Below are 12,783 nucleotides of genomic sequence, written 5' to 3'. Positions count from 1 at the left end.
TGATGAAAAAACTTATGTTCAGTATACTGGATAACAAAAAAAGATGATATGACCAAGTCATATCATCTTTTTTACTAATGATTACATTAGTTTAGGATTTCATGAATACCATTCACTACTCTTATCCATTATCGAAACGAACGATTTACCTCTTACTCAACCGTTACGCTTTTCGCCAGGTTACGTGGTTTATCCACATCGTGACCCAGTGCCAGGGAAGCGTAGTATGCCAGCAATTGCAATGCAACTACGGACAACGCCGGGCTGAGCAGTGGCAGTGTCTTAGGAATCGCAAACGCTTGGTCTACGGATTTCAGCAAGCTTGCTACGTGCTCTTCGTACGTAATTGCCAGTACATCCGCACCACGTGCTTTTACTTCCTTGATGTTGCTCACTGTTTTCTCGAGTACGTTCTCTTGTGTTGCCAAGGCAATAACAGGAATACCGTCTTCGATCAATGCCAGTGTACCGTGTTTCAACTCACCTGCAGCGTATGCTTCAGAGTGGATGTAAGAGATCTCTTTCAGTTTCAACGATCCTTCTTGAGCTACCGCATAATCGAGACCACGGCCAATGAAGAAGAGATGTTGATGTTTGGAGATTTGCTCTGCGTATCCTTTGATCGCATTCGCTTGCTCCAGCATGGACTCCACTTGCTCTGGCAATGCCTGCATTGCTGCCAGGGTGTGTGCAACCTCTTCTGCTGTTTGTGTACCACGCACTTGTGCAAGGTACAGACCAAGCAAGTTAAATGCGATCAACTGTGATGTATATGCTTTGGTGGAAGCAACAGCGATTTCCGGTCCTGCCAGTGTTGCAATCACATCATCTGCATCACGTGCAATGGAGCTGCCCACTACGTTCGTGATTGCCAGTACATGTGCACCATTGGATTGTGCTTCGCGCAATGCAGCAAGCGTATCGGCAGTTTCACCAGATTGGCTCACTACGATTACGAGTGTATCTTTGCCGACGATTGGGGAACGATAGCGGTACTCTGAAGCAACATCTGTTTCAACTGGAATACGCACCAATTGCTCAATCACTGTACGTCCAACGAGACCTGCATGGTACGCAGTACCACATGCAATGATTTGAACGTTACGAATATTTTTGATTTGTTCTTCAGTCATTTTCAACTCAGGAAGTTGAACCTTTTTGCTTTCATTATCAATGCGACCCAGCATAGTATCACGGTATGCTTTTGGTTGCTCATGAATTTCTTTCAACATGAAGTGCTCGAATCCGCCTTTTTCTGCAGTTACAGCATCCCAATCGACACGAATCATTTCCCGAGAAATAAAGTTGCCTTCAATCGTCATCAATTCGACAGCATCATGTGTCAATACAGCCATTTCACCATCATTCAGAATGTACACGTTACGTGTATGTTCCAGAATTGCAGGGATGTCGGAACCAATGAAGTTCTCGCCTTCACCAATACCAATAATCAATGGGCTTGCTTGACGCACAGCTACGAGTTTCTCCGGCTCATGCTCTGTCAATACACCCAGTGCGAATGCACCACGCAACAACGTGATCACTTTTTGCACTGTTTTAACGATATCACCATTGTATTCACGTGCAATCAGGTGAGAGATAACTTCAGTATCTGTCTCGGAAGTGAAAGTATGACCTTGAGCCATCAATTCGTCCTTCAGTTCCAGATAGTTCTCGATGATACCGTTGTGAACTACAGAGAATTTCTGGCTTCCATCCGTGTGTGGATGGGAGTTTTCATCCGATGGTTTACCATGAGTTGCCCAACGTGTGTGTCCGATTCCGGCATTACCTACCAGTGGTGCACCATCCAGCTTGGCTTCAAGGTTCGCAAGACGACCGAGAGCTTTCGTGATTTGCAGACCTTCCGGTGTGAATACCGCGATACCTGCAGAATCATAACCACGATACTCGAGCTTTTTCAATCCTTCCACCAATACCGATTGAGTGTTCTTATTACCAATATATCCAACAATACCGCACATAGTTTAGTTCCTCCGTTTGTATATGAATACTGCGTCACGAAGAAAAACGGCTGTCGCGGCATATCGAAAAAATGAATGATTGCCTAAATGTATCATGAATACCTGTTACCTATTCAATTATCAATGATCAGACCGGCCTCTTGCCGCTCTTCAGTTATCATAAGATGTTATGAATGCAATCATGAATGTACATCATTTTTCCGTCCGCGCACCTATTTAGCTCTTCGCGCACATTCATTTGAATTTTAGTTTATTCTTGCACCTACCGGCGCGTTGTGTGGACAGTCACCCATCCATTTTCCGCAATCCGGTTTACGGCTATGGTGTATCACCGGGAGGTCCCCGCCGAACAATCCGAACACCTCCACCTCGTCAGCTTGATTGCCGTCGATCCTGATCAGTGAATCTCGAGTTCCGAGATCCATACCGTTCAAAATCCTTCCCGCGCAACTTCAAGCTCTGGCGCTTGTGTAACTAATACCTTACGATCCTCACTTTCTGTGTCTGAATGACGACTCCACTCATTATATGCACGTCAGGTTCATTTTGCAATGGAGCAAAGTACCTGTGACCAAATCAGCATATTTACCCACAATCCCGACCTGATTATCAGACCTTTGGCCTTGCCAGTCGGGACGCGGGATTTCTGTTCTTGCTTCAAGCATATACCCTTTATTATAACATTCTATGATGGCAATCCCACAGTGGGAATGTGTACACAAAATGTATATCTAAGGTGTTAAACCAGTTCCTTTTGCACCACGTCTGCAATCTGGGATACAAACTGCTCCAGTTCACCTTTATCTGGTCCTTCTGCCATAACACGAATCAGAGATTCTGTACCAGACGCCCGAACAAGAACACGTCCATTATCGCCTAGCTGTTGTTCTACTGTAGCAATGGCCTGCTCGATGGCAGCATTACCTTCGTATTTGCTCTTGTCTTCCACACGTACGTTGACCAGAACTTGTGGGTATTGAGTCATTAGTGATTTCAGATCGCTCAGCTTCTTGCCCGATGCCTTGAGGGTATCCACGAGTTGAATAGCTGTCAGCATGCCATCTCCGGTTGTATTGTAATCCAGGAAAATAACATGGCCAGACTGCTCACCACCCAGATTATACCCACCGCGGCGCATCTCCTCCATTACATAGCGGTCGCCCACAGCCGTTTTAGCTGTTTTCAGTGCAAGTTTCTCCGTCGCTTTATAAAATCCGATATTACTCATGACGGTGGATACCACTGTACTGTCTTTTAGCTTGCCTGCACGATTCATCGCATCACCACAGATGCACAGAATGAAGTCTCCATCAACCTCTGCACCCGTTTCATCAATGGCAATCAGACGATCCGCATCTCCATCAAAAGCCAGACCCAGATCTGCTTTATGTTTAAGCACTTCTTGTTTCAGATGCTCCGGGTGTGTGGAACCACATTGCTCATTGATATTCAGGCCGTTAGGCTCAGCACCAATTGCAATGACTTCCGCCCCAAGCTCTGCAAACAGTTTTGGTGCAAGCTCATAAGCTGCTCCGTTTGCACAGTCGAGTACAATTTTAAGTCCAGAGAACGACTCGGTTACGGTTGTTTTCAGGTATTCGAGATAACTGTAGCGCGATTGCTCATCCACTGTTACGGTACCCAATCCGCCGCCAACAGGACGTGGCAATTGATCCGTTTCAGCATCCATCAGTTCTTCGATCCGGTTCTCCGTCTCGTCAGATAATTTGAAGCCGTCCCCGCCAAAAAACTTGATTCCGTTATCTTCTACCGGATTATGGGAAGCCGAAATCATGACTCCTGCATCGGCTTTAAGCAGACGTGTAATATAGGCCACTCCCGGAGTGGATACAACGCCCAGACGGATGACATCTGCACCGATGGATAATAGACCTGCAACCAGCGCAGATTCCAGCATCAGTCCCGAGATCCGGGTATCCATACCGATAACCACTTTGGGTCTCTCTACGCCGCCAGCAAGCACGTAACCACCACATCGACCGATGCTGTAAGCCAGCTCCGCCGTTAATTCTTTATTGGCAACACCTCTTACACCGTCTGTACCAAAATATTTCCCCATGATCTAACTCCTTTTATTCGCATCATATAAGAGCATCAAATATTTATTTTTATCAAATCAATCTGAATCATTACGGATTTGAGCCGTTGGTGCCGCTGCTACCGCTGCTGTTACCCGAGTTCCCTTTATTCGTTGCATTGCCTTGCTGGGTTTGCTGCTCCTGATTATCCGTATTCGATTCTGTCGTTTCCCCTTCATCAGGTGCAGGATCCGTTTCCCCATTCTCCACTTCTGCAGGTGAAGGCTCCGGTCCGGCATTGCCTTCATCCGTGGGTTCTTCGCTTGGGGGAACCGTCGTATCCTCTGCTTTTTCACTGATCTTGACTGTAGCGCTCAATGGAGCAGAGGTACCATCCAGCTCAGCAAAACGGGGCAATTCAGCATCCAGCTGCACATCATGTGTCCCGGCGGCAAGCCCCTGAAGATCTGCCGTCAGCTTGATATCCTCGCCACTCAGACCTTCAAGCATACTCGGAGAACCCTTCAGTGTAAGATTTATACCGCCGCTCTTTGGCGTGACCAGTGCAGCTTCCAAACCGTTCCCCACACCCGTAAGGGTTATGGGGACATTGGGAAAGACCTTTGTTGTCTCCTCTGTCTCATCATAAGGTGACACAGTAACCTTGATCTGAATCGAACTAGGCTCGATTTTCTCAAAACCCGGAGGCGGCGTCAAGTCCACGTTAACTGTCGATGTTCCTGCCTCTTCAAATTGTGTCAGATCCAAGGTAACTTGGTCGTAGGCCTGTATACCCGCAAGCGCCTCATCCGTACCGTAAACCGAGACTTCTTTCACGTTTGGTTCCACACTGGACAGTACCAATCCCTCCGGCAGCTGTCCTGAATATTTGATTCTTAAGGGTACTGATTTATAGGGCTGATTAACCGGAATGCGAACTTCAACGGTCTGCGGCGTAATGACTGCATTTTCAAGTACTTTGCCTTCTGCATCATATGCCTGCAGTTTCACCCTTTTTTGCGTTACATCATCCTTTGCATCCTTCACACTCACACTGCCCTGTACCTTCGCTACGGCGTCCAACTGCCCTTCGGGAAGAGTTACCTTCACCGGACCTGTTGGCTCAACGACAGGCGTCCCAAGGCTGTAACCAGCGGATGGATCTCCTTCGGGTACAATATTCACATTGAAGGATTTGGTGCCCAATTTTTCAACATTGACTGTAACCATGGAAGGCTCCATGCTAACCACCTCGACGCCAGAAGGCAGATCGGGAACGAGCGGCAGCGTATTGGAGCCATCTTTGACCTGACTCAGGTCAACGAGTACCTTATAATCATCATTTGTAAATATAGAAGTTAACATGGAACGCTGTCCTTTGATCTCCAGTCGTACCTCATCCGTACTTAATGAAGTGAGCACATACGAATTGTTGTCAAGGCCATAAGGCTGAACAGGTACGGTACGCTCTACCACCTTGTTGGTTGTACCTGTAGCAATCGTTGGCGTGGTAGGAACCTCATCCAGATGAATCATAAACCAGAGCAGCAAACTGACTGCAAGCGCAAGAACCTTGGCAAAGTTATTATTGTTGAACCATTTATCCATTACTTCGTTCCCCCCTTCCGTTTCCAGAAAGAAGTCCAGTTATTCTTTTTGTTTAGATTGGATGTTGGACGAAGCTCTTCATATAGCTTGGCGATCAGCGACTCTTCCTTAATGTCACGAACGACCTGTCCATTCATCGCCAGCGATACTTGTCCAGTCTCCTCCGAGACAACCAGACAGATCGCATCGGCTACCTCCGTAATACCAATTGCAGCACGGTGGCGTGTTCCAAGTTCCTTGCTAATAAACGGATTCTCGGATAAAGGCAAATAACATGCCGCTGCAGAGATCTGTTTGCCTTGGATAATAACAGCCCCATCATGGAGCGGTGTATTTGGGATAAAGATATTGATCATCAGTTCAGAGCTAACCAACGATTGCATCTGAATCCCGGATTCCGTGTAATCGTTCAGACCCGTTTCCCGTTCGAAGACAACAAGAGCACCGATTTTACGACGGGACAAATAATTCACAGACTTAATAATCTCGCCAATTAACACCGTTAATTCTTCATCGCTGGCTGCTGTGGAGCGTCCGAACAATTTACCACGTCCCAGTTGCTCCAGACCGCGGCGCAGTTCCGGTTGAAATATAATAAAGACGGCTACCACACCAAATGTAAACATCTGGTTCATGAGCCATTTGAGCGTATACAGGTTTAGCCACGTACTTAGTGCCCAGATCACCACAAGGAACAGAATGCCCTTAAGCAGCTGTACTGCACGTGTACCCCGTACAAGCAAAATCAGTTTGTACATAATATAGGTAACAATCAATATATCGATAACGTCCTTAATGGACTCTTTCCACGTTAAGTCAGCAAAATAGTTCATAAGCTAGCCCCCGCTATCCCCATTGATGAGTAAACCCTGATCTCATATTAACCCATTAGGATTTTATATAATCCATGGTCTTAGCTTTTGCACATCCGACACAGACAAGCTTCCGGCCGTATAAGTTGGAGGGGAAGAGAGTTCCCCGGTACAACAATGTATAGACGAATATAACCATTTCATTCTATATCTTGCCGCTTGGAAGACGGTCTTTGGATAGATGCAAAATGCTTATCTATATGTAGTAGTATGTTCTCTTTAGTATCTAGGTTATAACGATAACGTTCAGGTTGCAAGTTACGGCAGTCACAAACTGCGCAGAAACAACACAAATACCATAAATTACAATGTCGACAATAAAAAAAGAGTACCCCATGCAAACTGGAGGTACCCTGCTTGGTATATACCATTGAAGAATTCACCCTGTCCTAGCGGTAAGCCACTTCATTCACCATATTGGTTATTTTGTACCAGAACCAGTCCAGCGCCTGATCAATGCTTTTCACCTGACCGGAAATATGCGCCGTCGAAGCTTGATACAGTTGTCCGTCGATCACCGTCAGATTGCCATCTACATCACCATATACCTGGGCGGTACCATTCTCTATCGTAAGATCGCCCGCAATTGACTTGCCTTGAGGAACAATTACCGTGTTACCTTCAATGACGATCTGGTCCAGATTATTCCCCTTAACGACCATTTCGTTATTCTGATCCCAGAAGCTCCAAGCGCTAAAGAGCATCACGACCAAAAAGAAGGCTGCCGCCGTCAGCGCGGGATGTCCTTTGACCCATTTGAGCCATACCTGTTGTCTCTTGGGCTGGGGCAGAGCATTCATAATACGATTGGTCAGCTCATCCGAGGCAGACGGTGAATAATGTTTCATGGCAAAGAGCAGCATTTCCGTCTGTTCCAACTCTTTAAAGCGCATGCGACACTCCGGACAGGTAACAAGGTGACCTTTCAGTTCTACCTTCTGGGCCGGGGACAACGACTCATCCAAACATTCATGCATTAAAGAGACGGCCGAGTTGCAATCCATATGAGAGCCAATCCTTTCTTAGATCACTTAGTCCATGCATCTTCAAATACCACGCATAAGACTTGCATACATTACATACGCATCCATTCCGGATATGTTTCAAATAATTTCGCCTAAAAAAATTGAAATAGATTTAAAGCTTATATTCCAGTTTTTTACGCAAAAAGTCACGGCCCCGGTGCACACGTGTTTTGATCGTTGTTACGGGCATACCTGTGACATCACTGATTTCCTGCAGCGACAAGTCCTGTAAATATCTCAAAATCATGACGGACTTATACTTGGCCGGCAGACTGTCAATAGCCTCACGAATGAGCGTCTGTGTTTCTGACAAAAGTGCTTCGCTCTCTGGTGTACGATCATCACTCGGAAGCATGGCATAACCATCGGATCCTTCCTGATCGTTCAACTCGGCATCCAAAGAGTAAGATGGTTTCTTTCTCCGTAAACGATCGATACACAAGTTGGTCGCAATCCGATAAATCCAGGTTGAAAACTTCTGGTTCGGATCATATTTCTCCATATTACGAAACACACGCAAAAACGTCTCCTGTACAACGTCTTCAGCTTCATGACGATTGTTCAGCATCCGGTATGCCAAATGAAATAGCTTGTCCTTGTATAGTTCTACGATTTCTGCAAAGGCCCGCTGATCACCCTTTAGGACCAGCTTAACCAGCCTGTTCTCCAAATTGTCCACCTTTATTCCCCCAGACATGCTGATGGGTCTTCCGCCTTCTGATACCCGTCCACACTTGTAATTCACCAATCAAATCGTAAATCAACTTTGGTCAAAAATCAAGACTGTGCCGGAAAATATCCACCAAAAACAGTAAAAACGGGAACTCCTACTGGAGTCCCGTTTCATCTCTCACACAAGACTGCGGAGAGAACCTTGCATTTTATTGTCCAATTCCATTAACTATTCACTACATGAATCATATGGGCCAGGTAATGCATCAGCCTGTATTGCGGAGTCCTGCAGCAATACCATTAATCGTCAGCAGCACTTCACGCAGTAATTCGGTATCATCTTCCCCACGCTCACGCATGTCTCTCAGCTCGCTAAGCAGCTGCACCTGCATATAGGACAATGGATCAACGTAAGGATTACGCAAACGAATGGATTCCTGGATTACCGGTACATCATCCAAAATTTCTGCTTCTCCGGTAATTTTCAAAATCAGCTCTTTTGTCAGTTTGAATTCAGACTCAATCTGACCATAGATACGATCACGTGCTTCCTTGTTGGAGGCCATCGCGGAATATTCTTTGGCAATTACAAGATCTGCCTTGGCAATAGCCATCTGCACCGTATCAATAAGTGTACGGAAGAATGGGAAGTTGGCATACATGTCTTTGAGGACAGCCAAATTTTCCTCTTTATTCTGGTAGTAGCTTTGCAATCCTGTTCCAGCTGCATACCATGCAGGGAGAAGATAGCGGCTTTGAGTCCAGGCAAATACCCATGGAATTGCTCTCAGGTCTTCAAATTTATCACTGTTTTTCCGTTTGGATGGTCTTGAACCAATGTTGAGCTCTCCGACCTCCGGAAGCGGTGTTGATTCCTTGAAGAAGTTGAAGAAGTCCGGATCACGGAAGATCAAGTCTTGATACTTCGTGAGAGATACCTCGGAAATATCCTTGATGATGCTATCCCAATGTTGTTCCGATACTGATTCTTGTGGCTCCATTCCGTTCAGTGCAGCCGTGAGTAATGCCGACGTCGCTTGCTCCAGACTGCGGTAAGCAATACCTTGAAGGGAATAGCGGGATGAGATGACTTCGCCCTGCTCCGTAATCTTGATTCCCCCACCAATCGTATGAGGTGGTTGTGCAAGAATACTGCGGTTAAGCGGCATGCCTCCACGTCCCAATGCACCGCCACGGCCATGGAAGAACTTCAGCTTAACGCCATGCTTATTACCGACAGCAGTAATGGCGTTCATGGCTACCCGAAGCTCCCAGTTAGCCGTTACCACTCCGCCATCCTTGTTACTATCTGAATAACCAAGCATGATTTCATGCAGCTCATTCCGGGCAGCTACGCTTGCGCGATATACCGGAAGATTGAAGAGCTTTTGCATGATGTCAGAAGCTGCATGAAGGTCATCAATAGTTTCAAACAGCGGCACAGCCTGAAGTGTCGAAATAAACTCGCCACCCTGTCCTTTACGGAACAATCCTACTTCCTTGGCAAATACCATGACTTCCAGCAAATCACTTGCTCCCTGCGTCATACTGATCAGGTAACTTGTAATACATCCTGTACCAAACTCACTCTGTGCACGTTTGATTGTACGGAATACATCAAGACATTCTTTTGTTCCCTCACTGTACTGGTGATATGGAGAAGTCAATGGACGTGGATCCTCAAGCAGGCGAGCCAGCAAATCAATTTTACCGTCCTCTGTCAGACGAGCATAATCTTCAACAATGTTCATCTTGGCCAAAATTTCGGCCATCGCATTCTCATGTTCCTGACTATGCTGACGAACATCCAGCGCAGCGGTGTGGAATCCGAAAAGCTCCACTTGGCGAATCATTTTGCGTACCGTCGTATCCGCTACATAATCTGCAAAATGATGCCGCAAGCTGCGGTCAATAATCATCAGATCATCGATCAATTCCTGAGCGCTGTCATAACGGTCCGGCTGTCCGACTTTATTTTCATCAAGTACATTATTCATTTTGGCAATCATGTAAGCCAGTTTGATCCGATAAGGTTCTTTCTCATTGCGCCAAATGTCTACTTTCTTCAAAGTGACACAGCTGCGGTCCTGCTCAATGGATTGAGCCAATTCATCCGACACGTGGATGATGTTCGTACTGAAGCTGAGATGCCCCATGAGCTCAATCATAATCCGCTGATATTCACGCAAAGCCAGCTTGCGCTGCATCAACAGCGTCTGCCACGTTACATCTGAAGTTACCGAAGGATTTCCGTCCCGGTCTCCACCGATCCAGGAACCGAAGCGCAAATACGTCGGCACATGCCAGTCGTGGTCAGGATAAAATTTATTCAGGCAGCGTTCAAGCTCCTGATATACATCCGGAAGTACGTGGAACAACGTTTCGTGAAAATAATACATTCCGTTCCGTACCTCATCGAGTACAGTCGGTTTGCGGTCGCGAAGTTCATCTGTTTGCCAGAGTGTAATAACTTCGTTCAGCAGCTTCTCCCGCAATTGTTCACGTTCACGCAACGTCAGCGTAGGATTATCAAGCAGCATGACATCTTCAGATATCCGTTTGTGGATATCCAGAATAACCCGGCGCATAGCCTCGGTTGGGTGAGCTGTCATAACCAGTTCCAGTGACAATTCGTCCAGAATCTGCTCTACTTCGGTATGAGACAATCCGCGTTCCTTCAGATCCTGTACGGCCTTCTCGATCGAGCCAGGCTGTACTGCATCCCCTGCAGATCGTTCATAATCCCGTTTACGCCGGATCCGATGGTTTTGTTCAGCAATATTAACTAATTGAAAATAAATTGCAAAAGCTCGAATGACCTGGTGACGATTTTCAGAATCTAATTCCTGGATCATCGTTTTGAACTCTGTATACAGTTCAGGCAAAAATTCTGCACGCAACGATTTGCTCGTTTCCCGAATTTTCTCAACGATATCGAGAAGCTCCGTGCCCCCTTGATGGACAAGAACTTCTCCGAGTATATTGCCCAGGAACCGCACGTCTCGCCGGAGCAGGTTGTTAGATTGGCTTTTGCTGGCGGTTACCATAGTTTCAGTCATGCTTATCCTCCCATCTGATCGTTCACATTCGTACACGTAAATTTGACACCTTCATAACATCATACAATAAAATGGTACGAAAATCTTTATTTTTCTATTAGTAAAAAAGGGGATTATCCCCGATTTTCCGCACAAAAAGACACTTTATTATTCATTTTCTTGATTTGCTTCATTTAATGAGCAAAAGCTTGTCGCTTGATACCTTTTTCACATGCTATATATAAACAAACATCTTATACATATTCGTTTTAATTTATAAATATACAGCAGCGTTAAATATACTCATACAGAAGAGTATAATATCATTTCCATGATTTAAGCAGTTCAATCTTCATGCAAAAACATGACCGGCAAAGCAAGCTTTTGTATACTTTACCACAGTGATGTAATAAATTAAAGTATCAATTTAAAAATTATTATCATTTGCTACCTCCTCTTATGGAAATGACAAGTTAGAGGCTTTAAGCGAGGATGATTTATGATGTAACCAAGCTAGAATGCATGCCTCATTATGCGTTTAAATGCGTTTCAATGATCAAAATAGTTTCTTTTAGCTGTTTTAAAGGATTCTCCATTAAAGTTCATCCGGTTTCCTGCAGATTTAATGGTGAACAATTTCTTGGATAACTAATATTAATGGGCTTTTTTTCATGTATCATGATCACTTATGTCAGAGGGATATTTTAACGCAAGAACAATTACATAATTTCATTTAGTAAAAGGCAGATTAGATATAGTTCAAACAAAAAGGAGGCGACATCTGATGAAGAAAAAGGTATCTACACTTATTGCTTCTACACTTTTAGTGGCAGCATTGGCTGGTCCTGCCGCGGCGAATGGTTCTGCAACCCAAGGTATGGATCAAAACCGTGGAACACAAATGAACAGCACAAACTACAACACAGGTGACTACCGTACGAACAATGTTCGGGCAAATGCTGCAACTGACCGAGACAATGATATGGACTGGGGCTGGCTCGGTTTGCTCGGACTTCTTGGCTTAGCAGGTATGCGTAGAAAAGTGTCTGACCGTCACGAGCGCTAATAGCTATCCGAAGGTCCCTAAACGCAACTAAAGTGTTTAGAAGCCCTTTTAGGCTGTCTCGTTTGATGTACTAAGTAATGCACAGAGCACAAGAAGCCAAGACCTTCTAACATGGAGGTCTTGGCTTCTTACGTTTTGTTTTTTATACGTTTCCCTAAACGGTGTCGTATAGAAAAAAGCAGCCTCTACATCAAGTAGAGGCTGCTTTTATAATCATATAAGCGGGTGATGGGAATCGAACCCACGCTATTAGCTTGGAAGGCTAAAGTTCTACCATTGAACTACACCCGCGTAATTACAAAATCGGGATGACACGATTTGAACATGCGACCCCCTGGTCCCAAACCAGGTGCTCTACCAAGCTGAGCTACATCCCGATATTGATGAAATAATGGCGCGCCCTGAGAGATTCGAACTCCCGGCCTTTTGATTCGTAGTCAAACGCTCTATCCAGCTGAGCTAAGGGCGCATATATATT

The 12,783-nt window shown here is 45.4% G+C and carries 9 protein-coding genes and 3 tRNA genes; 1 reads left to right on the top strand and 11 read right to left on the bottom strand.

Features of this window, described 5'->3' with window-relative positions; genetic code table 11:
* Positions 1–152: 152 nt before the first annotated feature.
* The 8 genes from glmS to ppc form a co-directional block, all read right to left on the bottom strand.
* Positions 153–1,985: a glutamine--fructose-6-phosphate transaminase (isomerizing) gene (gene glmS, locus CHH60_RS24975; protein ID WP_095361680.1), complete on the bottom strand. Its 1,833-nt coding sequence runs from the start codon at positions 1,983–1,985 to the stop codon at positions 153–155.
* A gap of 245 nt (positions 1,986–2,230) precedes the next feature.
* The gene (locus CHH60_RS24970; RefSeq protein ID WP_095361679.1) at positions 2,231–2,410 is read right to left on the bottom strand and encodes a hypothetical protein; all 180 of its coding nucleotides are present in this window, start codon (positions 2,408–2,410) and stop codon (positions 2,231–2,233) included.
* Positions 2,411–2,724: 314 nt separating this feature from the next.
* A complete protein-coding gene (gene glmM / locus CHH60_RS24965) occupies positions 2,725–4,065 on the bottom strand; it encodes a phosphoglucosamine mutase (RefSeq protein WP_095361678.1) in 1,341 nt (446 codons plus the stop codon).
* Positions 4,066–4,135: 70 nt separating this feature from the next.
* Positions 4,136–5,632: a CdaR family protein gene (locus CHH60_RS24960; protein WP_095361677.1), complete on the bottom strand. Its 1,497-nt coding sequence runs from the start codon at positions 5,630–5,632 to the stop codon at positions 4,136–4,138.
* Positions 5,632–6,465, bottom strand: coding sequence for a diadenylate cyclase CdaA (gene cdaA, locus CHH60_RS24955; RefSeq protein ID WP_095292238.1), 834 nt, complete (start codon positions 6,463–6,465; stop codon positions 5,632–5,634). The genes CHH60_RS24960 and cdaA overlap by 1 nt, the downstream gene beginning before the upstream one ends.
* Positions 6,466–6,893: 428 nt before the next feature.
* Positions 6,894–7,508 carry a zf-HC2 domain-containing protein gene (locus tag CHH60_RS24950; RefSeq protein WP_095361676.1) on the bottom strand — a complete coding sequence of 205 codons (615 nt, stop codon included), beginning with the start codon at positions 7,506–7,508 and terminating at the stop codon, positions 6,894–6,896.
* Between the two features lie 133 nt (positions 7,509–7,641).
* Complete coding sequence (gene sigW, locus CHH60_RS24945) at positions 7,642–8,208, bottom strand: RNA polymerase sigma factor SigW (RefSeq protein ID WP_017692117.1); 567 nt, start codon at positions 8,206–8,208, stop codon at positions 7,642–7,644.
* 259 nt (positions 8,209–8,467) lie between these two features.
* Positions 8,468–11,260: a phosphoenolpyruvate carboxylase gene (gene ppc / locus CHH60_RS24940; protein WP_095361675.1), complete on the bottom strand. Its 2,793-nt coding sequence runs from the start codon at positions 11,258–11,260 to the stop codon at positions 8,468–8,470.
* Between the two features lie 763 nt (positions 11,261–12,023).
* Between ppc and CHH60_RS24935 the strand changes: the two genes are divergently transcribed.
* Positions 12,024–12,305 (top strand): WGxxGxxG family protein, encoded by a 282-nt coding sequence (locus CHH60_RS24935; protein ID WP_095361674.1) that lies wholly within the window; start codon positions 12,024–12,026, stop codon positions 12,303–12,305.
* 220 nt (positions 12,306–12,525) lie between these two features.
* Here the strand turns inward: CHH60_RS24935 and CHH60_RS24930 are convergent.
* The 3 genes from CHH60_RS24930 to CHH60_RS24920 all read right to left on the bottom strand — a co-directional run bounded on the left by CHH60_RS24930 (position 12,526) and on the right by CHH60_RS24920 (position 12,774).
* A tRNA-Gly gene (locus CHH60_RS24930) sits at positions 12,526–12,596 on the bottom strand.
* A gap of 12 nt (positions 12,597–12,608) precedes the next feature.
* Positions 12,609–12,682 (bottom strand) — tRNA-Pro (locus tag CHH60_RS24925).
* 15 nt (positions 12,683–12,697) lie between these two features.
* Positions 12,698–12,774: transfer RNA gene (locus CHH60_RS24920), tRNA-Arg, on the bottom strand.
* Positions 12,775–12,783: the final 9 nt, after the last annotated feature.

This window comes from Paenibacillus sp. 7523-1, assembly GCF_002276415.1.
Classification (GTDB): Bacteria; Bacillota; Bacilli; order Paenibacillales; family Paenibacillaceae; genus Paenibacillus; species Paenibacillus illinoisensis_A.
This window is presented reverse-complemented; position numbering and strand designations above follow the sequence as displayed.